The sequence below is a fragment of the Corynebacterium sp. UMB8791 genome, from assembly GCF_054166365.1.
This window is the reverse complement of the sequence record NZ_JBSZCG010000116.1, coordinates 1-24,157: the sequence shown is the minus strand read 5'-3', so window position 1 is coordinate 24,157 and position 24,157 is coordinate 1. Positions and strand designations below refer to the sequence as shown.

The following is a 24,157-nucleotide window of genomic DNA, read 5'->3' as shown; positions in this document are numbered from 1 at the left end:
AACGAATCCTTTCTGCAGCAAAAGCCAATGACACTCCCAGGGTAGTCCCCATTATTCGTTTTGCCTAAACCTCCGCAACTTTCTAAATGTTTTCTCATGTGGCGGGTGTGGTTTGTGGGTCAAGAAAGTTCCCCACCAAATCTACCCAGTGCCAAGAGACGCAATTCCCAAAACAGACACCGCCATAACACCTGGTCACAAAAGTGCTAGAGCTTATTGGTTGCGTCCTTTGGCACTTGAATCAGAAATTGTGGAAAAACAAGGAAACCAGGCGCCCATCAAATGCGTCTAAACAAATATGAATTACAGACAAACACCGCAACCGCAGGCACTACAGATGATCCTCGACTACGCACAACAATGGCCGACCCACATCGCCAGCGGCTACTCAGCTCTCACCCTTTACAGGTTGCCCTACCTTACAGACGCAGCCCCCGTCACATTCATCGGCCCTACCAGTAAGACCCGCTCCCCTACCCCAACAACGCCCGGACTCAAACGCCGGGGAGCCGACGGTATCGCACTCACAACAGTGCACCACTTCGGACACACGATCTACGCAGCGGCCCCCGCGTACGCCACGATTCAGGCGATCCAGATGCTAAAAAGCGGAGAGCACTCTCCTGCCGTCATCACGCCCGAGGGGCTCGACCCCCTCCAAGTACGGGCAGTGCAGCTGGTGGATTGCGTTCGCAGGCACCTCAACGTTTCAACATCTTCGCTGCGCCAAGCAGCGGACTGGCGCGTGGAGAAGCGATGGCTCAACAAGGTACTCAAGCTTTCCAGCAAGCTCGCCGACTCGCCGCGCGAAACCGAGCTGCGCCTGCTGCTCCACGCCGTAACAAAGCAACGCCGACTGAAACTAAGTGAGCAAGTCCCGGTATATAGAGGCCGCCGCCTCGTAACGACGTTCGACTTCGCCATCGAACCGCTCAAAATCGGGATCATGTATGACGGCCAGCACCATTGGGAGTATGACCAGCGCCAGAAGGATGCCCGGATCAACTTGGATCTGGCGTTGGAGGGCTGGACCGTGGTCAGGTTCGCCGCCGCCACGTTCCATGAGGTGGTCCCACGAATGGAAGAGCTCCTTGACCAGATATAAGCAGTGCCAAAAGACGCAACCCTATAGATATAGCCCTTTCATAACCAGCGGTTTTAATGGGGCACTCTTAGGAGATTGCGTCTTCTGGCACTGCTATCGAACTACGCGTCCCGCGCCTCCGTCAACAGCACGCCGATCACCCACAACGCCACGGCCCACACGGCGAAGATGCCGAGGGAGGCGCCGAGCTCCCAGTGTTGGGTGGGTTGGTTCATCATGAAGGCGATGAGGTTGTTGAAGGGCAGGAACTTGGCAACGTCTTGGCCGTATTTGGGGATGAAGCCGACGATGGTCTCCAGAAGGAGCATCATGGACAGGCCGATCACGATAGCAGCGGACGTGTTGCGGACGATCCAGCCGACGCCCTGGGTGAACAGGGTGAGCAGCGCCATGCCGAGGGGTACTGCCCACAGGGCGCGCTGGGTGGCGCTATTTGTGGTCCAGCCTGCGGGGACGGCGGTGGTGAGGTCGGCGAGGATGAACGCCACGACCACGGCCAGCAGCGTTGCGACGACCACCCCGACCACGCCAACGCACAGTTTCGCCAGGGCGACTCGCCAACGCTGCGGTGTGAGTCGGAAGTTGGTGGCGGGGATGCCGAATCGGTATTCGGTGGTGACGGTCATGGCGGCCTGCACGATGACGACGATCCCGATGGTCATGGAGACGGTCGAGACGACGGTCAGGGGCGTGTAGGGCATGCCGGAGGTGTTGGCCAGCCAGCCGAAGAGTGCGCCGTAGATGCCGGCGACGATGATCATGGCGGCGCTGGTCCACCAGAAGGAGCGGGTGCTGCGGAGTTTGGTCCACTCGGAAAGTATGAGGTTCATGGTTACTTGCCCTCCTGGACTGTGCGGGATGCGAACTGTTCGGTGCCTTCAGTGGATTGGATGTAGGCGTCCTCGAGGGAGGCGTGGTGTTCGCTGAGTTCGGTGAGGATGACGCCGGCTTCGAAGGCGATGCGCCCGATGGTTTCGGGGGTGGCGTCGTTGATGGTGAGGTTGGGTCGGCCGTCGGCGTCGGTGCCTGGGCTGATGCTGGCGCCCGGCGCGCCTGCCTCCACGGCCCCCTGCAAACGAGAAAGCCCATCATCAGCGGCACGCACCACAACGCGGGAGCCGGAGTGGGCCTTGATGAAGTCGTGGACGGAGGTGTCGGCGACGAGTTTGCCCTTGCCGATCACGATGAGGTGGTCGGCGGTCTGCGCCATCTCGGCGAGGAGGTGGGAGGACACCAGGATGGTGCGGCCTTCCTGGGCGAGCGCGCGCAGCAGGGAGCGGACCCAGCGGATGCCTTCGGGGTCGAGGCCGTTGACGGGTTCGTCGAGGATGAGGTATTCGGGGTCGCCGAGCAGGGCCGCGGCGATGCCGAGGCGCTGCCCCATGCCGAGGGAGAACCCGCCGACCTTCTTGCCCGCCACGTCGGTCAGCCCGACGAGGGAGAGGACTTCGTCGACGCGGGAGGCGGGGATGCCGGAGGCCTGCGCCTGCCACAGGAGCGTCGCGCGGGCGGAGCGGTTGGGGTGCACACCTTTGGCGTCGAGGAGGGCGCCGACTTTTTGGGCGGGGCGCTTGAGGTTGCGGTAGCTGGTGCCGTCGATAAGACAGCTGCCTGACGTGGGCTTATCCAGGCCGACGATCATGCGCATGGTGGTGGATTTGCCTGCGCCGTTGGGGCCGAGGAACCCGGTGACGATGCCGGGTTTGACGCGGAAGCTCACGTCGTCGACGGCGCGGACGGCGCCGTAGACCTTTGACAGGTTTTGGACTTCAATCATGCGAAACAGTATGCCTGAGAATGTCTGGCAGCGCGGCACGCAGCCCCGGGTGCAGGGCAAGTTCTTCGAGTTTTTTCAGGGGAACCCAACGCAGTTCGACGCTTTCTTCGTTGGCGGTGGTCTCGAGTGGCTCGCCGGAGCGCACGCGCGCGAGCACGGTGGTGTAGGTCCAGCCACTGGGTGCGGGGCCGGACGTCACTAATTCCTTATCGACGTCCACTTCGCCCCCATCGATACCGCATTCTTCTTCCGTCTCCCGCAGGGCGGCTTGGGAGGCCGTTTCGTGTGAGTCGCGGGCGCCGCCGGGGATGCCCCACGTGTCTCCTTGGGCGGTCCAGGGTGCGCGGTGTTGCATGAGCACGACGGGCTCGCCGCCGTGCGTGGCCTGCAGGAAGAGCCCCGCGGCGCCGTGTTTGCCCCACATTTTCTGTCCGTTGGGCCCTTCGACCCATCCGTTGCCGTCTCCTTGCATGTGTTCCACTGTAGGTCGTTTCCTAGAAATAGGTCGGGCCCGGTGGTTATGGTTGAGGAATGACTGTCACGACGCCACCTCCCAGCGACGCCTGGTTGGATGATCTTGCGCTGCATCCGCAGCAGCGCGCGTCGAGTGGGCCGATTCGCGCGGCGCGGCGCCTGGCGGACTTCGTGATCACCACGCCGGGCAAGATGCTGGCGATGATGCTGGTGCTCACGGTGGCGGTGGGCGCGATTGGGTTCGCGCAGAGCCAGTCGATGAGTAAGCGCCAGCACGCGCTCGACGTCTTAGTGCAGACCACGGAGCCGATGAACCACTCCGCGCACGTGCTGCTCACCTCACTGTCGCAGGCGGACACGGTGGCCACGACGGGCTTCGTGCAGGCAGGGTTGATGACGCCGGATGAGGTGAAGGCGTACTTGGCGTCGATAGATCAGGCGGTGATCGCGGCGAGCGACATCTACGAGGGCGCCTCGGAGCTGACGCGGCCGGAGGACCAGGAGCGAATCCAGAACCTGGTGCGCTCCATCCAACGCGACCTGCCGTTGTACGTGGCGTTCATGGAGCGCGCGAAGGTGAACCAGCGCCTGGGCAACCCGGTGGGCGTGTCGTATATGTCGGAGGCGTCCAGCATGATGCGTGGGCGGATGATCACCTCGGCGAACACGCTGTTTGCGCTGACGCAGCGCCAGGTGGCGGTGGAGATGGTGCGCCTCAACGCGCCGCAGTGGGTGCCGCTTTCGGGTCTGGTGGCGGCGTTGCTGCTGCTCGCGGGGGCGCAGTGGTGGCTGTGGCGCACGTTCCGCCGCCGTTGGAATAAGGGCTTCGTGGCGGCGACGGCGGCGATGGTGGTGGCGCTGGCGTGGGTCGCGGGCTCGAACTTCATTTCGTGGCGCTCGGGCGTCATCGGGTTCGAGCAGGCCGCGGCACCGCTGCGCCAGCTTACCGACGCCCGCCTCCGCGCCCAGGAGACCCGCACCGACGAGACGATGGCGCTGCTTCGCCGACAGTCCGTTGCGGAGTCGGCGGAGTCCTTCGAGTCCACGTACCAGGGGGTGAGCGCGGCGTTGGATACGGCGTCGGATGCGCCGGAGGTGGCGTCGGCAAGCAGGGCGCTGGAGCAGTGGTCGCAGGCGCATGGCGAACTCGTCTCGACGCTCGATGCCGGCCGGTTTGAGCGCGCCGTCGACGTGCTGATGGTCGATAGCGCGGACCACCCGAGCGCATCCACCGCGTACACGGAACTGGACGCGAACATGGTGGAGTTGATTGAGTCGGCGCGCGCCGAGATGCGCAACTACATCCACACCTCCCTGGACGCAACAAGGCTGGTGTCGACGGTAGTCGCGCTGCTGTCGCTGCTGGCGGTCATCAGCATGTGGTTCGGGGCGCAGCGGCGATTCAGGGAGTACGTATGATGCGCAGGGCTGGCTCGTTGTTGGTGGCGCTCGCGGTGGCGGTGGGCGCAGCGGGATGTGCGCCGCGGTCCTCGCTGGAAGAGCTGCCGACGGGGGCGGCGTCCACGGCGCACGAGGCAATCCCGTTGCCGCCCGGCGCGCTGCTGGACGGAGCGGGCAAGCAGCCGTCGATGGAGTTTGTGCCGCACGGCCTGGACTGGGAGGGCTCGCTGCGCCCGCGCCCATCCGCCCCGGATGATGACCCCGCTCTGGAGCAGATCCGGGAGCGCGGCCGGCTCATCGTGGGCGTGGAGCAGTCCCAGTACCTGCTGTCCTACCGCGATATGGTGCGCGGGCAGCTGCGCGGGTTCGAGGTGGAGCTGGCCCGGGAGATCGCCCGCGACCTTTTCGACGACCCCGAGGCGGTGGACTTCCGCTTCGTGGACTCGGCCTCGCGCGCGGAGCTGCTCCGGGAGGGGCGCGTGGACATTGTGATCAGGACGATGTCCATTACCCCGGAGCGCGCCTCCAAGGTGGCGTTCTCCACCCCCTACCTGAAGTCCCAGGTCAGGGTGCTGACCCCGATTGACCGCGGCATCGCGAGCATGGACGACCTGCCCGAGCGCACCGTGTGCGTCGTCGACCGCACGACGCTGCTCAACATCGTGCGCACCCTCGCTCCGCACTCCCCGGTGCTGCGCACCCGCTCCTGGTCCGACTGCCTCATGGCCACCCAGCAGTTCCAGGCCGACGCCATCATCGCCGACGACGCCATCCTCGCCGGCATGCTCGCCCAGGACCCGCACACCGACATCCTGCCCGACGCGCTGGCCACCCAGTACTACGCCGTCGGCATCCCGCTTGAGCACGACTCAGTAGTGCGGCAAGTCAACGCAACCATCGAGCGCATCCGCACCGACGGCACCTGGCACCGCATGTTCCAGGAGTGGCTGTCGGACTCCACCACAGACCCCTACCCCCCACCGCTGATGTACCGGGAGGAACCCAATGAGCACGAATGACCCAGGCACCGAGGCCGTCGCCTTCGACCCCTTCGCCGACGACGACGATGACGACGACCTCTTCGAGTACGACGACTCCATGTCTGCCCTCCTCGAAGACCTCGAGGCGCTGCGTCAGGAGAAGCGGCAGGAGGATACCTCGCAACGCTCGCGGCGCCGCGCACTCGACCGGTTCCGCGAACTGCGTGGCACGCAGCGCGAGACCCGCACCGTCGCGGACGGCATGGTCGAACTGCCCTGGGTCCACCCCATCAACCCCACCGACGCCCTTCGGGACCCATCCACCTTTGAAGGCGTCCCCGCCCCCGCGCTGAAGCCCGGCGACCTGGTCGCCGAACAGTACGAAGTGCTCGGCACCATCGCACACGGCGGCATGGGCTGGATCTATTTAGCCACCGACCACTTCGTCTCCGGGCGAAACGTGGTGCTCAAAGGCTTGCACTCGGCCCGCAACAAGGACGAGGAGGCCGCCGCCGTCGCCGAGCGCGAGTTCCTCGCCGACATCACCCACCCCGGCATCGTGAAGATTTTCAACTTCATCGACGACCCGCGCGTGCCCGGCGGGTTCATCGTCATGGAGTACGTAGGCGGGCCGTCGATAAGCAGGTGCGAGGTGGACATCGCGATCGCTTACATCCTCGAAGTGCTGCCCGCGCTGGATTACCTGCATTCGCGCGGCGTCGTGTACAACGACCTGAAGCCCGACAACATCATCGTCACCGAAGACCAGGTCAAACTCATCGACCTCGGCGCGGTCTCAGGCATCGGCTCCTACGGCTTCATCTACGGCACCAAGGGCTACCAAGCACCCGAAGTAGCTACCGACGGCCCCTCCGTCCAATCCGACATCTACACCATCGGCCGCACCCTCGCCGCCCTCATCATCGACCTCCCACACGACGCCGACATCCCCACCCCCACCACCGAACCCCTCTTCCGCCGCTACATCTCCCTCTACCGACTCATCGCCCGCTGCTGCGCCCCCAACCGTGACGACCGCTTCGACTCCGTCACCCAACTCGAAGCCCAACTCCTCGGCGTCCTGCGCGAAGTACTCGCCATCCGCGACGGCCGCACCTTCCCCGCCCAGCACTCACTCTTCTCCCCACAGCGCCGCACGTTCGGCACCAAGCACGTCGTCTTCCGCACCGACCAACTCATCGACGGCATCACCCGCACCGTCACCATCACGCCCCAGGAAGTCAACATCGCCTTGCCCGTCCCACTTGTCGACGCCACCGACCCCGGCGCCGCCACCCTCCAAAGCACCACCTACTCCGAGCCCTCCGAAACCCTCGCCGCGCTACGCCAAGCCCTCGCCGAGGACCGTCACCCCGACTCCATCGAAATCCCCTTCGCCGTCGCCCGCACCCTCCTCGACCTCGGCTTCACGACCCAAGCGCGGACCTGGCTCGACTCACTTGACGAGGCCCTGCGGAAGAACTGGCGCTACCACTGGTACACCGGCATCACCAACCTACTGACCAGCAAATACACCGACGCCCAGGTCGCCTTCTCCCGCGTCCTGCAAATCCTGCCCGGCGAATCCGCCTCCAAACTGGCGCTTGCCGCCGTCGCCGAACTCCTCCTCCAATCCGCCGACCTCCACGACACCGCGTTGTTGGAACCCCGCGTGGCCCGCGGCGCCGCCGGCATGAACCGTCACCTCGACGAACTCCCCAACACCGTCTTCGAGCACCTCCACGAAACCGGCTCCCTCGACCCCGACTGGTCCATGGTCACCACCAACCCCGCCATGCTGCGCTTCCACGCCATCCGCCTCTACGCCCTGGTCTGGAGCACCAACCCCACCACCGTTTCCTCCGCCTTCGGCCTGGCCCGTCAACTCATGCACGAAAACCAACCCGAACTCGCCGCCGCCGCCCTCGACCGCGTCCCCGTCGCCTCACGACATAACCGACTCGCCCAACTCACCTCCATCCTCAGCCTCGTCACCGACCCCACCGAAAACCGCATCCGCAACGCCGCCCTCCGCCTCCAACGCATCCCCAACACCGAACCCCGCTACCTCCAAATCAAAGTCTTCATCCTCCGAGCCGCCCTCACCTACACCCTCGACGGCCACCACCCCGACCCCTCCCCCATCCTGGACACGAGGTTCACCGCCCACGAACTCCAAAACGAACTCGCCAGGACCCTGCGCGCCCTGGCCAGAGTGGCGCCCTACCTCCAACACCGCTTCGACCTCGTCGACATGGCCAACAAGATCCGTCCCGTGACGTGGTTCTAGGGTCTGCTTGGGTTTTGGAGGGGAATTTGGTGCCTCTGTTTGAGGCGCCAGTGCCAAAGGACGCATTCGAGTTTGCCTAGCCCTTTTACTACCAGTACGTTTGAACATCTGGTCCAATTCGAGTTGCGTCTTTTGGCACTGGCCCCTAGCCAGGCGCACCACATTCCGGGATTTCCCCTAGCTGGCAGGTTTTTGCGTTTCCCAGGTCGCCGGTTTCCCGGGAGGGAATTTGGTGCACCGCTTGAGATGCCAGTGCCAAAAGACGCATTCGCTTTTACCTAGCCCTTTTACTACCAGTACGTTTGAACATCTGGTCCAATTAGGGTTGCGTCCCTTGGCACTGCCTCCCAGCTAGGCGCACCACATTCCGGGATTTCGGCAGGCAGGTTTTACGTTTCCCCAGGTCGCTGGTTTCCCGGGAGGGAATTTGGTGCGCATCCCACCCAGCCCGGCACCAAATTCCTCAATTTCCCCTACCCCAAAGAAATTCCCCCCAGGTCACAATCTGGACCTGGGGGAATTTGGTGCAAACCCAATCAGCGGGCTTAGAAGCCGCCTAGGCCAACGGCTGCGGCCACAATACCGAGCAGCGCCAGCAGGCCGACGACGATGCCTGCGATGGCACCGCCGGACAGGCCACCCGTTTCCCCACCCTTGCCTGGGTTCTGCTGCTGCGCAGTCGAAGGCGCTGGGTGGGCGGTTGGGCGAGTGGTCGGCTTGGCAGGGCGCGCGGGAGCCGGGGCGTCGTAGGTTCCGCTCGGCGCCGCGTTCAGTGAGGTCACTGGTGCTTGGCCGGCGCGGGTCGGGATGGCGGCGTTGGCCTGGGTCGCGAGTGGCTTGGTTGGCCGTGGTCCGGCGCCACCTTCCGCCTTGCCCACGGTCTGCTCTGCCCGCTTGAGCAGGTCGGACTTCTTCTTGCGAAGTTCCCGTATGAGCTTCGCGGTGTCTTCGCCGTTGTAGTTGAGGGCGGAGAACTCGATGGTTTCGTCGGCGACGATGTCGTTGTCCTGGTTAAACACCCGGAAGGTGATCGGCATGGTGGAGCCGGTGTAGCCGGCGGTGTTGGTGATTGGGACGCTGATGGGCAGTTTGGACTCGTCGCTGAGGGCGCCTTCGATGGTGTATTCCTGCTCGTATCGGCCGCCGGGGTAGGTGGCCTGGAGGCGGAACTTGTGGATGTCAATGCCCAGGTTGGACAGCTCCAAGGCGATCTTGGAGTCAGTGCGGTTGGCGATAATGATGTTGCCAGCGCCTTCCTCGTTGCGCACGCGCAGGCCGGCCTTGCCGTTGTTGAATTCGGCGGAGTAGACCTCGAGTTCGCGGACGGTTGGTTCGTCGTCGGCGTGTTCGTGGTCGTCGTGGCCGGGGGTGCCGGTGGTACCGTTGGCGCGGCCGATTTGGCCGCCGATGAAGGCGAGGTTTGGCCAGTCGGGGTCGATGTCGTAGTCGCCGGTGTAGCACTGGACGGTCTGGCATGCCTTCGGCAGCTTGCCCGTCGGACGAGAGCGCTCGTTGGAGTAGCGGAAGTCAGTGAACTGGTAGAGGTAGTTCATGACTGAGAGGTAGCCGGGCACGTAGTCAGAGATTGGGCGGCTGGTGTCGGCAAGTGGCCCGGAGTGGGTCAGGCCAAGGTTGTGACCGAACTCGTGCAGGATGGTGTTGCGCAGCTGGTCCTGCGAGGTCATCATGCGGTTCTTTGCGACGTAGAAAGCGCCGTCCCCGATCAGTGCGTTGCCTGAGGAGAAGTTGGTGCGGGTTTGTTGGTCGCCGATGACGCCGACGCGGAACACGGTTTGGCGTCCGTTGAGGAGGCGGTCGCGGTCCTCGAGCATCTTGATACCGGGGACTTTGCCTTCGAAGTAGTACGGGGTGAAGTCTTCGGTCGGGCCGCCTTGTGGGTGCTCGAGGCGCATTGGGTTGTAGTAGTCGCCGGCGTCGATGTGCAGGTTGATGTTCTGCTGCGCGAAGGCGTCAACGAGGTCGTTGAGGGTTTGGCGCGACGGACGGTACACGTTGGTGTTGGCTTCGGAGCAATCGAGGAACTTGCGGAAGTCCTCCTCGGTTGGGGCGTATTTGCGCTGCTCCGAGCACTTCTTGGTTTCCCATTCGGACTTCATCCAGTTGAGCTGGAGGAAGAGGTCGACCTTCTTGGGGTCGGCGCCCCACTTCTGGAGCGGGAAGACGTTGCCGTTTTCGTCGGTGAAGCCGTTTTCTTCCCATTCGTCGGGGAAGCCGTCGCCGTCGGTGTCGATGGTGCCTTGGGCGACGTCGAGGGTCATGGCGGTGGTGGCGCGCAGCGTGCCGTCGGCGGGTACGTCTTGTTCCCAGACGCCGGCGACGAAGTGGGCGTCGTCACCTGTGCCTCCGTTGATGGCGTCGTGGCGCTGTTCGCCTTTGCCCTTGCTGGTGGCGCCCATGAAGTCGACGTTGATTTTGTAGGCGTTGCTGACGTCGACGTGGTAGCCGTCGCCGCGGGGGACGCCGGTGACTTGGAAGTCGCGGTCGATGATGCCGCTGGCCATCTCGACGCGCATGTTAGCGGCCTGGCCGGTGGTGTTGCGCAGGTCAACGGTGACTTGGATGGAGTCGTCGCCGACGACGAAGGTGCGGGTCATCTCGACGCCCGAGTTGGGGTCGGTGTGGCGCAGCACGACGCGGTCGGTGTTCCCGACGGGTTTCGCTTCGACGACTTCGGTGGCGTTGCCGACGTAGCTCATGGGTGAGCCGTTGACGGCGCCGTCGATATAGAAGGCGTTCTGCAGCAGGCGCGTGGTGCCTTCGGGATGGTTGAAGTACATCCAGGACACGCGCGCTTTGTTCACGTCGACGCGGAAGTTGCCGCTATCGGAGTCGCGGTTGACACCGATGGCGAAGCTGCCTGGGGTAATGGCCGCATCCGCGTGTGGGGCCACGACGATGCCTGCGGCGACGCTAACGCCTGCGAGTATCGCTGCGATGCGTTGTTTGTTGGTTTTGCCGGTCACTGTCGTTGTCCTCTCAGCGCTGCTGGTTGATTGGGAATGCTAGGAATGTGCGGAAAAAGTCGCGGTGCTCGTACAGGGAGTACCCGAGCCCGCCCAGGAAGGCGAGGAGGCCGAGCACGAAGCCCGCGATCTTCGCGCCTGGCGGAATCTCACTGCTTGTCGACGACCCCTTCTCCACCTCCTGCGGCCCCTTCACCACCTGCACTCGGAGGAGCTTGGTGGCCTGGGAGCCGTCCGCGAAGCTGACCACGACTGGCACTGGCACGAGTCCAGGTTTCGCGCCAGCGGGTGGCGTGACGGTGAGTGCGCCGGTGGCGGCGTCAATGTCGATCTTCCAGTTGGCGAGCGCTTTCGGTAGCTGGCCGAGGGCAAACGCCTCCTTGGCGGCCCCGGCCGGCTTCGGCACCACATAGGTGGTCGCCTTGCCCGGGTAGGCCTTGATGGTGTCGTTGAACTCCGGGGTTGCCTCGGCCAGGGACGGCTTGCCGTCGGTTGTCAGCACGGAGATGCGTGCGTTCGCGATGGTCGTGGAGCCGTCCGGGAAGTTGATGCGGACCGGGACTTCGCGTACGCCCGGGACTGCGTTCGGGCGGGCGCCGACCCAAACCGCCCCGCCCCCACAACCCATCACGATCTAACACCCAACCACGTTCACAACCACTTGACATAAAGCGTTCCCCTAGGCCGCCTCGACGTTTCCCCAGGTCGCTGAGTGCGTGGGTGGGAATGTGGTGTCACCCCAACCGGCTCGAGTGACAAAAGACGCAGTTCTTGTTGGGGGAAGGGGTAAAAGCCCAGGTCGCGAAAAGGGCTTGCGTCCTTTGGCACTGCTACATGAGGACAAGCACCAAATTCCTGTATTCGGGCTGGGCGCGCACACAAAAGCCCAGGTCGCCCGCGCCCCACGTGGGAATGTGGTGCACAGAGCCCCAAGTACCCAGGAAGGGCCTACCCCCAGGTCATCTCCTGCATCTCGGCGCAGGTGGCGGCGACGACGTCGTGCCAGGAGCCGGTCATTTCGTAGATGCGGCGTTGCCGCTGGTAGCCGGCGCCGCGCTGCATGATCTCTAGCACGAGGTTCAGCTCGCGCGTGCACCCAAGCTGCGCAGCCACAGGCTGCAGGGTGTCCACCAACGTAACCAGTTCGTCGCGGAGCCAGCGTTCGTCGGTGTCGCGGCTGGTGATTACTAGGGCGTCGAGGCCGTAGCGGGCCCCGCGCCACTTGTTTTCGGCGACGTGCCAGGGCTGGAGCGTGGGGAGGGCTTCGCCGGCGTCGAGAAGCTGGTCGTAGTAGACGACCAAGCAGTGCGTGAGCGCGACGACCGCGGCGAGTTCGCGCAGGTTGGAGGTGGCGTCGCTGATGCGGACTTCGATGGTGCCCCACTTGGCGGCGGGGCGGACGTCGAAGTGCATGGAGCCGGTGTGGTTGATCACGCCGGAGGTGCGTTGGTCGTCCATGAATTGGACCCATTCGGCCCAGCTTTGGAATTGGTACGGCATCCCGGCGGTGGGAAGCTGCTGGTAGAGCATGGTGCGGTTGGAGGCGTACCCGGTGTCCAGCCCGTCCCAGCCTGGGCTGGATGCGGAGATGGCGAGCAGGTGCGGGTAGTGCGTCATCACCGCGTTGATGATTGGCCAGACGCGGTCTTCGTGACTGATGCCGACGTGGCAGTGAATTCCCCACAGCAGCATTTGCTGACCCCAGTACTGAGTACGGTTGATCATTTCCTTGTAGGAAATTTTGGGGCTGAGGGCTTGCTCGCGGAAGTCGGAAAATGGGTGGCCACCGCTGGCCCACAGGTCGAGGTCGCGGGCGTCAGCTTCAGCGCGCACGACGGCCAAGCTCTCCGCCAGCTTGTCGACGGCCTCTTTCGTGTTCTTACACACCGGAGTAACCAGCTCGACCGTGTTTTGGAGGAACTCCCGCTCGAGGTGGACGTTGGGGTTGGTGGCGGAGATGGCGTCGATAATTTCGGGGGCGCGGGGTACCAGGTCCCGCGTCTCCTTATCGACAACACAGATCTCCCACTCCACTCCCAGTGTCGGCTCGGGGGAACGGGCGAACTCGCGGTATGGATCCATAGGTAGCCAGTCTAAACGTCGCGCGCGGGCCGCGCGGGGGTTTTATTCTCCCGCGAGGACGACAGTGATCGCCTCCGGCTTCTCGACGGCCTCTCGCGGCAAACTCGTATTCGCCGGCACATCCGTCGTCGCCCGAGGCGTACCTCCGATGCGCTGCGCGAGCTCCGCCGCAACCGCGTCCGCGCCCGGCGTGTTCGGGTTAAAGAACACGAAGGTCTGCGGGAACGCGCCGTAGGTCTGCTCCGGCATGTTCATCGCGGCGGCGTCGTTGGAGCGGTTCGCCACGTTGTACTGGGCGGCGAGGTCACCGGCGGTCCGGTTCGCCAGGTCCGGGATGCCGGAGTTGTTGTAGACGTACACCTGCGCCTGCTCGCGCGCCAGACCGGCGGGGGCTGGCGCTGGCTGTTCCTGCTCGGCTGGCTTTTCGACCGGTTGCTCGGCGGGTTTGGCATCCTCCGGCTTGGCCTGCTCCGATGGGCTCGCCGGGGCGGAGATCGCGGTTGTTGCCTGGGTGGCCTGGGTCGCTTGGGCGGTCGTGGCTTCGGTGGTGCCCGGCGCGGCCGCATCCTGACCATCGCCCTTGTTCATGGCGTAAATGCCCCACAGCAGCAGAAGTGCCGCGACGGCCAGCAGGATCATCGCGACGCCCCGCTTCGGGAACGCCGCCGCCGGCGCCGCTGCCTCCTCGTAGCCGTGATCGTAGTCGTCCTCTTCGGCGCGGCGGTGGGCGCCCTGGTACTCGTTCTCAGGATTCACATTAGTCACATGCGCCACTCTAAACGTTTTTACACACGTTTACACCTTCCCACGCGCACCGCGTTCCCGGTTTCGCCAACCGTCAGTGCATTCCGGTCGAGGTGTTCAAGGAGTGCGATGCTGGTCGTCGGAAATCGGCCGGGCTGGGTGAAAATGCGCGACCTGCATCGCACGCTTCTAAGCGCACGCTACGAGCAGTTTGAGACGCGTGCCGGGCCATGAGCCGGGTCACACCGGCCACTACCACGCCGCCTACTGAAAAGTTCCCGCGATCGGCGTGATCGCCGGAACTTTCTTCGTGAACAAACGTCGCGACCTGGGGAAACGAAAGCGTTGGTCGACCGGAATCGGCCCCAAACGCAAAATGGGTCTCGGGCGCGGGAACTTTTTCAAAGCACGAGGGGCCAGAGCGAGCGGAAAACGCTCACCGGTCGCGGAGGCGTTGTAGGCGACGTACGAGTTGGGGGAATTCGGAGAGGGCGGAGGGGTCGTCGAGAAGGAGGTTGAGTTTTTGATAGTAGCGAACCGGTGTAAGCCCGAGCTGCGTGGTGATGGCTTCCTCTTTGGCGCCGATGGCGCGCGGGGCGTGGGCCTCGAAGGTGAGGATGGCGCGGTCCGAATCTGAAAGCTGCTCAGGCATGCCTATTATGGTAGCCATGACCATTCGACCGATCGTTATTTATGGCGACCCTGTCCTGCACAACCCGACGAAGCCGGTGGAGCAACCCGTCGAGGAGCTGCAGGAACTCATTGCGGACATGCACGAAACGATGGACGCCGCCAACGGCGTGGGCCTGGCCGCGAACCAGATTGGTGTGCCGCTGCGCCTGTTCGTGTACCACTGCCCTGACGGCGACACGATGCGCCGCGGCACCGTGATCAACCCGGTGCTGGAGACAAGCGAGATCCCGAAGACCATGCCGCGCGACGACGGCGAGGACGACGAAGGCTGCCTGTCCGTCCCGGGCGAGGGCTTCCCCACCGGCCGTGCGGACTGGGCCAAGGTCACGGGCCTGGACGAGAACGGCAACGAGATTGAAATTGAGGGCACTGGGTTCTTCGCGCGGTGTCTGCAGCATGAGGTCGGCCACCTGGATGGCTTCGTGTACACGGACGTGCTGACCGGCCGCTACAAGCGGGAGGCGAAGCGCGCGATTAAGGCGAACGGGTGGACGGAGCCGGGCAACACGTGGCTGCCGGGCACGGACGAAGACCCGTTCGGACACTAAAGGCACTATAGCCAAGATGTTTCGCCAGGAAGCGCCCACTGTTGGGGGCAGGGTGACGGTCCGCTACCGCACGGAGTCCGGGGTCAATGAGGCGCTCGGGGAGGTCGTCGGGGTGGACCCGTTACGGGTGCGCCGCCGCGATGGGCGCGAGGTGACCATCACGGAGCCGGTGGCGGTGCGTTCGTTGGCGCCGAGGACGGTTCGGAATTCGGAGATTCGTCGAAAAGAAGTGGAGCTCGCGGAGGCGAACCCGGCGCCGGTGCAGGAGTGGGTCGAGGGGTGGCTGGCCCGCGCGGGCGCCGCGAACCCGCAGGATAATACGGCGGTGCCGTTGGGCCCGTCGGCGGCACTCGCGCCGCTGCCACTCACCGAGCTCAAGGAGTTTTACGACGCCCACTCCCTCCCAGTGCGCCTGTTGGTGCCGGAGCGCATCGGCAAGGCGGCGGAGAAGCACGCGGCGCGGCACCCGGAGCTGTGGGAGGTCGGCCCGGAGGAGATCGTGGACGATGACCACCATCGGCGGCGTGTCCTGCGTCTGCGCTAGGGTATTGGCATGCGCATCGCCACTTGGAACGTGAACTCTGTACGTACGCGGGCGGAGAGGATCGCCGCTTTCCTCGACCGCAACGACGTCGACGTGTTGGCCATGCAAGAAACGAAGACGAAGGACGCCACGTTCCCCTACTCCACGTTCGAGGCGGCGGGCTACGAGGTCGCGCATGTGGGCTACAACCAGTGGAATGGTGTGGCTATCGCGTCGCGGGTGGGGCTGGAGAACGTGCGGACACACTTTGAGCGCCAACCGGCGTTCGCGAAGAAGGGCGATCCGGTTGTGGAGGCCCGGGCGGTCGGGGCGAGCTGTGGGGGCGTCGATATATGGAGCTTGTACGTGCCGAATGGCCGTGAGATCGGCGACCCGCACTACGACTACAAGCTCGAGTTCCTCTACTCCCTGCGCGAGACCGTGGACCCGCAAGCGTTGCAGCTGTTCACGGGCGATTTCAACATTGCGCCGCGCGACGAGGACGTGTGGGACATCGCCTGGTTTGAGGGCAAGACACACGTCACGGAGCCGGAGCGCGCCGCGTTCCAGATGCTGCTGGAGTCCGGCTTGGAGGAGATCCGCCACGCGGACCCCTACTCGTTCTGGGACTACAAGTCCATGCGCTTCCCCAAGAACGAAGGCATGCTTATAGACTTCCACTTAGCGACGCCCCCTCTCGCCCGCCGCCTGCAACAGGCTTGGGTGGACGTGGCGGAGCGCGACGGCAAGGGCGCATCGGATCACGCGCCCGTCATCGCTGATTACGACACCGCCGACCTCGCACTCGACCAGGTGCGGTAGCCATGTTGTCTCTGTTCAGTGGCCTCTCCCTGTGGCAGCTCATCGCCATGGGCATCGACTACGCCATCAAGTTCGTCATGATTGGCGTGGTGCCGTCGAACCGCAAGCCGTCGAGCGCGAACGCTTGGCTGCTACTCATTCTGCTGCTCCCGTTCGTGGGCCTGCCGCTGTACCTGCTGATGGGGTCCAAGTACGTCTCGCAGCGGCGCCACCGCATCCAGAAGGAAGCGAACGCCGTCCTCAACGACGTCTACTCCGACATCCCCGACATTCCCGCCGGTCAGCAGGCGAACCCAGAAGTGACCTCGATGATCACGCTGAACCGCACCCTGACCGGCTTCCCCGCCGTGCACGGCAGCGCGGTCGCCATGTGGGCGGATTACGAGAAGACGATGGTGCGGATTGCGGAGCTCGTCGATAAGGCGGAAGCATACGTCGACATCGAGATTTATGCGGTGGCCTGGGACAACACCACCGCCATTGTGTTTGAGGCGTTGGAGCGTGCCGTGGCCCGCGGCGTCCACGTCCGCCTCCTATTCGACCACATCGGTTCCATGAAATACCCCGGCTTCCGCGCGCTGAAACGGCGCCTGACGAAGGCCGGCATCCACTGGCACCTCATGTTGCCGCTGAGCCTGCTCAAGGGCCGCTTCCGCCGCCCGGATCTGCGCAACCACCGCAAACTCATCATTATCGACGGCCACACCGCCATGATGGGCTCCATGAACCTCATCGACCGCACCTACCTCACCCGCCAACACCGCGCCGCCGGACGCCAATGGGTCGACGCCTTCGTGGAGCTCCAAGGGCCCATCGTCACTTCCATCGAGGCGCTGTTCGCCGTGGACTGGTACTCCGAATCCGGCGAACCCATCGAGCTCACCGCCCCCTTGGACCTCGGCGCCCCCGCAGACGCGAACCTGGTCCAGCTCATCCCGTCGGGGCCCGGCTACCAGGCCGAACCGAACCTGCGGATGTTTAACACCCTCATCCACCACGCCAAAGAACACCTGGTGCTCTGCTCCCCCTATTTCGTGCCCGAGGACTCACTGCTGGAGGCCATCACCACCGCCTGCTACCGCGGCGTGCGCGTGGACCTGCTCGTTGGCCAGAAGGCAGACCAGTTCATGGTGCAGCACGCCCAGTCCTCCTACTACCAACAACTTCTCGAGGCCGGGGTGCGCATCTGGGAGTTCCCCGCCCCCTACGTCCTGCACACCAAGTTCCTGCTCGTCGACCCCACCTCGAAGGAGCCCGGCGCCGCCGTCGGCGTGCTTGGCTCCTCCAACATGGACATTCGTAGTTTCTCACTCAACTACGAAAGCTCACTCTTAATTTGCGACGGCCCCCTCCTCCGCAACCTCAACCAACTCGCCGACACGTACCTGTCGGTGACTCGCGAGCTCACGCTGGAGCGCTGGAACACGCGGCCGTGGTACCGCCGCTACATCGACAACGTGATGAAGCTGACCTCGGCGTTGCAGTAGCCGCACGCTGCCAGTGCCAAAGGACGCAACCACATCCGAAAAACCCGGCAAAAGCCCAGGTCACGGAAAACTGGTTGCGTCCTTTGGCACTGCCCCACAGCCAGGCACACCAAATTCCCTCACAACCGACCAGCGACCTGGGAAAACGCCGAGGCCCCGTGCTCGAACCCGGGAATTTGGTGTCCCCCCATCTAGCTAGACACCAGATTCCTGGATTTTCGCGAGCAAACCCTACGTTTCCTCAGGTCGCGCATTTGGTGAACTGGAATTTGGTGCGCGCCCTCACACGCCAAACACCAAATTCCCTCACGACCGACCAGCGACCCGGGAAAACGCCGGGACCCTAGCCAAAACCAAGGAATTTGGTGCGCCGGGCGAATAAGCGACCTACTTGTTCGCCATTACGGCGGCGGCCGCGCCGCCCAGGCCCAGGATGCCGAGCAGCACGCCGACAACGATCAAGATCGTGTTGCGGGTCTTCTCGTCGACGCCGCCCTTGTCGGTGGCCTTGGCGTCCTGCGTGGTTGGGTCAGCTGGCGCCGCGGTGCTCGGGGCCGCTGAAGGCGACGGCTTTGCCGACGTGGTTGGTGGCGTCGATGGCCGCTTAGGTTGCTTCAGTTCCTTGGTGTCCGCGAGGTTGCGGCGGTTGGTGTCCTGGAAGTCGCCGAGCTTACCTTGGGAGAGCAGTGCGGATGCCCGCTGGCCCAGCACGGAGTCACCGAGCTGGGTGCTGACTTGGCGCAGCTCGTCCTCGGTGTAGTCGAGGAGACTGATGTCGAAAAGCTCGCTGAAGACGATTTCGCCGGACTCGTTTTCGATCTGGATGTAGACCGGCACGTAGGAGCCGTACAGGCGCTGCGTGTCCGGGATTGGGATCTGGATTTCCTTGCGGGACTGCGGCCCGGCTTCCTTGGCGTCGCCGATGCCCTTGACCTTGATGGTCTGGACTGGGGCGATGCGGGAAAGTTCCTTGCCGTAGAAGGCGCGCACGGTGAACTCATGGTCGTGGTAGCCGCGGTTGCCAATGGTGCCCACAACCTTGTTGTCGGCGCGCACGGTGGCGATGCTGTTTTCGTCGGCCATGTAGAAGTCGGCCTTGCCGTCGTTCTTGAGGGCAGCGGCGGCGTCGAGTTCGCGGGCGTCGCGTTCGATGCCGCGGCGCTGCTCGGTGTCCTTGTCCGACTCGGAGTCGGACTCGGCGGGCTTGACGGAGACATCACCGATGCCGCCGGCCTTGACGTTGAGGTTCTTCCACTCGGACGGGACTGACCATTCGCCGACGTAGCAGTCGGGGGCGCCGGCGCAGCCTGGGTGCGGGGCCTCCTGGTTGCCGCTCTTGTCTTCCTCCTGGTAGTCGAAGGTGACGAACTGGTAGGCGTAGTTCATGGCGGATGGGCGATCGCTGAGCCAGTCTCCGTACTTGGTCCATTCGTAGACGGATTGGCGCTTGCCGTCGACCCACAGCATGCCGTTGTGGTTCAGGCCCAGGTTGTGACCGAGCTCGTGCATGATGGTGTTGCGTACTTTGTCCTCGGCGCCCATGCGGGCGTTCTTGGACACGTAGAAGCTCGTGCCGCCGATCAGTGCGCGGCCGGTGGCGTAGTTGATGGAGCCGTTGGCGGAGGGGGCGTCCATAAGGTCGCCGATGACACCGGAGCGGAAGATGCCTTCGCGCTCTTTGAGCAGGTCCACCGACGTGGTGATCAGCTCCGAGCCGGACGTTTCGGGCGAGTTGAAGTAGTGGTCCTTGTAGTCAAGGATCGGCCCGCCGCGGTATTCGTCGTCGCGGGCTTCGAAGTTCTTGGAGTAACCCTTACCTGCGTCGATGTGCAGGTTGTAGCCGTGTGCGGCGAACTTCTTCACCAGCTGGTCCAGGATCAGGCCGGACGGGCGGTAGACGTTCGTGTTCATCTTCGAGCAGGCGTCGTAGCGGGCGAAGCCTTCGGGGTTGACGGCGAAGCGCGCCGCTTCCTGGCAGCCCTCGGTTTCCCACTCGGACTTCATCCAGTTCATCTGGAGGAAGATGTCTTTCTCATACGGGTTGGCGCCCCAGCGGTGCAACGGCATATCGACGCCATTTACATTCGCACCCTGCATTTCCCAGATGTCTAGCAGGCCGTCACCATCCGAGTCCAGCGCCCCCAGCTGCGTTTCGATCTTGACCGTCATCTCGGCCTTCATCGTCGCGCCAGGCTCGACGGTCTGGACCCAGGTGCCGCTGAGGACTTCACCACGTTCCATGTTTTTGTTGTCAGAGCCCGCGTTCCACTCTGGGAGAGTCGCCGGATCCTGAGCGGTGGCAAGTGCCGTCGCACCCGGGAAGTTCGCGTCGACTCGGTAGGCGGACTTGTCCTCCCCGCGCAGGCTGTCCCCAAACTGCGCGGCGGTCATGGTGCCCTTCATTGGCTTGGCGTGGTTGTACATGCGGATCGCCAGCTCACGGGCGGTTCCGGCGTTGTTGGTCAGCTCGGTGACCACGTTGATCTCGTCGCCTTTGACGGTAAAGGTGCGCTTCATGGTGACTTCGCGTCGCGGGTCGGTGTGCTCCAGCACCGTGACGCCGTCCTCGGGGGAGCTCTCAGTCGTACTCTTCGCGATCGGCGCCACCACGCGCCCATCGGCCCAGCCGATCACACCGACCTGGTTCTCCAACTTGCCCGCAACCGACTTCGGGTTCATGTAGGTCAGGGTTGCCTCGTGGTAGCTCTTCCGGATGTGGAGCTGGGTCTGGATGGCATCATCATCTGAATTGACGGGGGACGCCGTCGCAGGCACCGCCGACACTGCGCCCATGCCGAGCGCGAGCGTCACTGCACCTGCAATCACTGTCTTGTGAAAACGCATCCTTTTACCTCCTCAAGCCCAGGTCACGCATAAGGTGTCTGAGATTCGACTGAACAACTGGGACTTCCTGCAGCGCGAGCAAACCGGCGCCTACCAGGAACCCAAGTGCACCGAGAATTACAGTAATCCACCCCGCTGCCGAACTCCCAGTCTCGGGGGCTGGGTCCGGCTCCGGCGTTGGCGCCGGGGTACTCGGGGTCGGTGTCGGCGTGGACGTGGGCGCCTCTGTCGATGGTGTCGGCGCAGCGGTCTGGCGCGGCTCACGCACGTACGCCGACACCTTCACGGTGCGCTGCGAGCCGTCCTGGTAGGTCACCACAACCGGCACCTCAACCTTCGACTTCGGCTTCACCGACGCGTCCGGCAGCACCTGCAACCTGCCCGAATACTTATCGACGTGCACCTGCCACCCCTTGGCGGCGAAGCTGGCGTCGATACCAAAGGTGGTCTCAGGCGGGACGCGCTGGCCCTGCGGCGTGGAAGCCAAGTCGCCGGCGTTGACGTAGATGTCGCTCCAGCGCGGGCGCTCTTCGTCGGCGATAGCCTTCTTGCGCAGCTCGGCGTCGATAAACTCCTCGGAGCCATCGGGGTACTTCACACGCACGCGCACGTTGTACTTGGCGCCGCCCGGCGCGTCTTTCGGTAGCACGGCGGTGATGCGGCCCGTCTTCGTATCGACGCTCACATCCAACCCAGCGTTCTCCTCAATCGAGAACGTGGTGTTTTCCGGCACCGGTGTCAGCATCTCGTAGGACGTGCGGGTGCCGCCGGTCAGCGTTTCCGGCGCGTACCTCGGCGTAAATGCCTCCGCGTCCGGTTTGCTGTGCTTCACCCCGACGTGGAATGGCACATCGGTGGAACTGCCGTCCGGGTAGGACACCGTCACCACCGCGTCCAGCGGCCGGGCACCATTTTCCGGCGCACGCACGACCAGGTTGCCGGTGTCACGGTTCACGGACACCTTCCACCCATTGAGGTTCTTGTTGCCCTCGGCGTCCTCGAAGAACACGAAGTCGGTGCCCTCCGGCACGTTGCGAACATCCGTCCTATGCAGGACGATCGGCGTCCCCGGCAGCACCTCGCGGCCAGTTTCATAGGCGTGGTTGTAGCTGCCCGCGATCTGGCGCGGCAGGATGTTGAAGTAGACGGGGACGTGCTGGGTGGAGCCGTCGCTAAAGCTGGCCTTTACCATCACTTGCACGACGTCACCGGCCTTCAGGTCGTCGCCTGTGGCCTTGAACGTGACCATGCCTGGCTGCTCGCCGTCCTCGGCGGTGCCCTCCCGTTCAACGACGCTCGCGTCAGTTTCGCCCTCGATCGAGTAGGAGACCTGTGCCTCTTCCGGGCTCGGCTGGTTGAAGAACACCTCGGCGCCCTGCGTCAGGGTCGCCAGCGGCGCGTGGCTGCGGGTCTCTTCGCCCAGGCGGACGAACACGTCCGGGTACTGCAGCTTGTACTCTTCGGCGTACGGGGTTGGGTCGAGCACGTTGACTTTAATTACACGCTGCTCGCCGGTGGAGAGCCGTACCCAGTACCTGCGCTCACCCTTCGATCCGCCCTCGGAGCGCGGCGGCTTCAAGAACACCTCGCCGTCCCTACCGATGGAGACCCAATCCGGCACCCCACCGGCTTTCAGTTCATCCTTCGTCGAGACGATCTCCATGCCGCTCGCGATTTCATCCGGTCTCATCACGTTCGTCTCAAGCGTCGTCCCCGCCTTCACGTTGATCGGCGTCCAATCCTCCGAGAAGTCAGACTCGACGTGAAGCGTCGCCAGCTCTTCGTACAGCGGGTCCCACACCTTGAAGGAGAACTTGTGATTCCACTTGTCACTACTGCCGACAACACGCACGTTGCCATCCGGCGTCAGCGACACCTGGTAGCCCTCCGCACCCAGGAACTTGGTATTCGGGTCCAACTTCGCCGACGGCACGAACTCGTACACCTCGCCAGGCTTTACGCTCTTCGAGGTAATCGCGAACTTCGGCTTCTCATGAGGAGTGCTGTCCGGTGAGAAGGGGTTCGTCCCCAAGCTCACTTCGTCCTCGTTGCTCACGCCATCGCCGTCGAAGTCCGCGGCTGGGATGGAGAACACACGCTCGTCCTCGCCAACAAACCCGATCAAGAAATCCTTCGCATCAGACGAGTTATCCGGGTAGTCCACCTCCACGCGCGCATGCGTGATGAACGTGTTCATGAACCACTTCGAAACCCGCTCAAACTCCGGCTTCGAGTTCCCAAACTCCTGCTCGTAGGCCTCCGCGAACGCCTCCAGGCCTTTCGCCTTCACAACGAAACGGTTGCCGTCGGAGGCGTCGACAAGCGCGTGGTCCAGCGCCGGCGACTTCCTGCCGTTCTGCTCGCCCTTATACCGAATCGAGCGCACCTTCACCTCAGCATTGCCGAACGGCGTCCCGCTTCGGAACTCCTGGCCCGGCTTCAGCCGCACCAACAGCTCGCCCGGGTACGGGTCGTACTGCTCAGCCATGTATGGCTTCCGCGTCGTCGTAGTCGGCTTCACACTTGTCGACGTCGGCTTCGCACTCGAAGGCTTCGTCTGCTGCGCGCTGCTCGGCTGCGGCTGCGGCTGCGGCTGCGGCTGCGAGGTGATGCTCGACGGCGACGGCTTTGGCTGCGGCTGCGGTTTTGCGCTCGTCGTAGTTGAAGTAGGCGTCGGCGTTGTCGTCTCCGGCAGCTTCGGCAACGGATTCTTCGCGACACCCCTATCCCTGGCGTCGAACGGGTTCGCGCCTTTCTTGGCCTCCTCGCCATTCGACACACCATCGCCATCAAAATCCCCATCCGGATCGTTGGCGAGGCGGCCGTCGAGACCCAAGAGACGCAGCGGCAACACCGCGCGCTCCTGCACCGAGCCATCCGTGAACTTAATGTCGAAGTCCAGTTCGTTGATCTTCGACTGGTCATCCAAAAACTTCTGAGGATTCCACTTATAAATGGAGTCCTTCCCCGACAGCACCTCTCTGTCATAAACCCCGGCGATTACCCCAGTCTCCGGGGCCCACACGCTCACCTGGTAGCGACGCGGAGCATCAGCGCCGCTGGTGGGCGAAGGCCTCCACGCCACTCCTGAAAAATCAATCTTTTTATAAAGCTTCTCCACCCTGGATATCGTCGCCAGGTCTCCCGACTCCAGCTCACTGCGGCCCAGCTTCCCGGGCCTGACCTCCAACAGCTTGTATTTGATTGGATTCGTCTCGGCCAGCGCCGGGCCCTGCGCCTGCGCATTTGCCTGCACCTGCAGCTCTGTTGGCCCTGCAACCTGCACCAACGGCGTCACGATCAACGCCGCCGCCGCAACAACCACACCCCTCCGCAACCGGGTCCGCACACGCGAACCCGCCCGGCGAGCCTCACCTGCTGCCCGGCCGCGATTATTCGCCAC

18 protein-coding genes are annotated in these 24,157 nt (G+C 63.9%); 8 read left to right on the top strand and 10 right to left on the bottom strand.

Annotated features, from left to right (window positions below):
* Positions 1 to 298: 298 nt before the first annotated feature.
* Positions 299 to 1,105 carry an endonuclease domain-containing protein gene (locus tag ACXIUA_RS06585; RefSeq protein WP_457976418.1) on the top strand — a complete coding sequence of 269 codons (807 nt, stop codon included), beginning with the start codon at positions 299 to 301 and terminating at the stop codon, positions 1,103 to 1,105.
* 101 nt (positions 1,106 to 1,206) lie between these two features.
* Here the strand turns inward: ACXIUA_RS06585 and ACXIUA_RS06580 are convergent, their stop codons facing one another.
* From ACXIUA_RS06580 to ACXIUA_RS06570, 3 genes are read right to left on the bottom strand one after another with little or no spacing between them, the layout of a single operon-like run.
* On the bottom strand, positions 1,207 to 1,935 hold the full coding sequence (locus tag ACXIUA_RS06580; RefSeq protein WP_457976417.1) for an ABC transporter permease: 729 nt from the start codon (positions 1,933 to 1,935) through the stop codon (positions 1,207 to 1,209).
* Positions 1,936 to 1,937: 2 nt separating this feature from the next.
* Positions 1,938 to 2,882 carry an ABC transporter ATP-binding protein gene (locus ACXIUA_RS06575; protein WP_457976416.1) on the bottom strand — a complete coding sequence of 315 codons (945 nt, stop codon included), beginning with the start codon at positions 2,880 to 2,882 and terminating at the stop codon, positions 1,938 to 1,940.
* Positions 2,875 to 3,354 carry an NUDIX hydrolase gene (locus ACXIUA_RS06570; protein ID WP_070975670.1) on the bottom strand — a complete coding sequence of 160 codons (480 nt, stop codon included), beginning with the start codon at positions 3,352 to 3,354 and terminating at the stop codon, positions 2,875 to 2,877. Before ACXIUA_RS06570 ends, ACXIUA_RS06575 begins: the two co-directional genes overlap by 8 nt.
* 59 nt (positions 3,355 to 3,413) lie before the next feature.
* Here ACXIUA_RS06570 and ACXIUA_RS06565 point away from each other — a divergent pair, with 59 nt between their 5' ends.
* Genes ACXIUA_RS06565 through ACXIUA_RS06555 form a run of 3 tightly spaced genes read left to right on the top strand, consistent with a single transcriptional unit; the run spans position 3,414 to position 8,027 of the window.
* Positions 3,414 to 4,775, top strand: a complete 1,362-nt coding sequence (locus tag ACXIUA_RS06565) for a hypothetical protein (RefSeq protein ID WP_457976415.1) — start codon at positions 3,414 to 3,416, stop codon at positions 4,773 to 4,775.
* Positions 4,772 to 5,776, top strand: a complete 1,005-nt coding sequence (locus ACXIUA_RS06560; protein WP_457976414.1) for a glutamate ABC transporter substrate-binding protein — start codon at positions 4,772 to 4,774, stop codon at positions 5,774 to 5,776. Before ACXIUA_RS06565 ends, ACXIUA_RS06560 begins: the two co-directional genes overlap by 4 nt.
* Positions 5,763 to 8,027, top strand: coding sequence for a tetratricopeptide repeat protein (locus ACXIUA_RS06555; RefSeq protein WP_457976413.1), 2,265 nt, complete (start codon positions 5,763 to 5,765; stop codon positions 8,025 to 8,027). Before ACXIUA_RS06560 ends, ACXIUA_RS06555 begins: the two co-directional genes overlap by 14 nt.
* A gap of 545 nt (positions 8,028 to 8,572) precedes the next feature.
* Here ACXIUA_RS06555 and ACXIUA_RS06550 read toward each other — a convergent pair.
* The 5 genes from ACXIUA_RS06550 to ACXIUA_RS06530 all read right to left on the bottom strand — a co-directional run bounded on the left by ACXIUA_RS06550 (position 8,573) and on the right by ACXIUA_RS06530 (position 14,489).
* A complete protein-coding gene (locus ACXIUA_RS06550; RefSeq protein ID WP_457976412.1) occupies positions 8,573 to 11,011 on the bottom strand; it encodes a hypothetical protein in 2,439 nt (812 codons plus the stop codon).
* A gap of 13 nt (positions 11,012 to 11,024) precedes the next feature.
* Positions 11,025 to 11,639 (bottom strand): Rib/alpha-like domain-containing protein, encoded by a 615-nt coding sequence (locus ACXIUA_RS06545; protein ID WP_457976419.1) that lies wholly within the window; start codon positions 11,637 to 11,639, stop codon positions 11,025 to 11,027.
* A gap of 320 nt (positions 11,640 to 11,959) precedes the next feature.
* Positions 11,960 to 13,093, bottom strand: a complete 1,134-nt coding sequence (locus ACXIUA_RS06540; protein ID WP_070478205.1) for a glutamate--cysteine ligase — start codon at positions 13,091 to 13,093, stop codon at positions 11,960 to 11,962.
* Between the two features lie 42 nt (positions 13,094 to 13,135).
* On the bottom strand, positions 13,136 to 13,858 hold the full coding sequence (locus tag ACXIUA_RS06535; RefSeq protein ID WP_457976411.1) for a LytR C-terminal domain-containing protein: 723 nt from the start codon (positions 13,856 to 13,858) through the stop codon (positions 13,136 to 13,138).
* A 415-nt stretch (positions 13,859 to 14,273) separates the two neighbouring features.
* On the bottom strand, positions 14,274 to 14,489 hold the full coding sequence (locus ACXIUA_RS06530; protein WP_070361851.1) for a DUF3263 domain-containing protein: 216 nt from the start codon (positions 14,487 to 14,489) through the stop codon (positions 14,274 to 14,276).
* 16 nt (positions 14,490 to 14,505) lie between these two features.
* Between ACXIUA_RS06530 and ACXIUA_RS06525 the strand changes: the two genes are divergently transcribed.
* Genes ACXIUA_RS06525 through cls form a run of 4 tightly spaced genes read left to right on the top strand, consistent with a single transcriptional unit; the run spans position 14,506 to position 17,910 of the window.
* A complete protein-coding gene (locus ACXIUA_RS06525; RefSeq protein ID WP_256008458.1) occupies positions 14,506 to 15,078 on the top strand; it encodes a peptide deformylase in 573 nt (190 codons plus the stop codon).
* A 16-nt stretch (positions 15,079 to 15,094) separates the two neighbouring features.
* Positions 15,095 to 15,622, top strand: coding sequence for a GNAT family N-acetyltransferase, cg3035/Rv0428c family (locus ACXIUA_RS06520; protein ID WP_256021517.1), 528 nt, complete (start codon positions 15,095 to 15,097; stop codon positions 15,620 to 15,622).
* Between the two features lie 9 nt (positions 15,623 to 15,631).
* Positions 15,632 to 16,423, top strand: a complete 792-nt coding sequence (locus ACXIUA_RS06515) for an exodeoxyribonuclease III (RefSeq protein ID WP_256021519.1) — start codon at positions 15,632 to 15,634, stop codon at positions 16,421 to 16,423.
* A gap of 5 nt (positions 16,424 to 16,428) precedes the next feature.
* Positions 16,429 to 17,910, top strand: coding sequence for a cardiolipin synthase (gene cls / locus ACXIUA_RS06510; protein ID WP_370687321.1), 1,482 nt, complete (start codon positions 16,429 to 16,431; stop codon positions 17,908 to 17,910).
* A gap of 387 nt (positions 17,911 to 18,297) precedes the next feature.
* Here cls and ACXIUA_RS06505 read toward each other — a convergent pair whose 3' ends face one another.
* On the bottom strand, positions 18,298 to 20,754 hold the full coding sequence (locus ACXIUA_RS06505) for a hypothetical protein (RefSeq protein ID WP_457976410.1): 2,457 nt from the start codon (positions 20,752 to 20,754) through the stop codon (positions 18,298 to 18,300).
* Between the two features lie 4 nt (positions 20,755 to 20,758).
* On the bottom strand, positions 20,759 to 24,157 hold a 3,399-nt coding region (locus tag ACXIUA_RS06500), incomplete at its 5' end, for a Rib/alpha-like domain-containing protein (protein WP_457976409.1).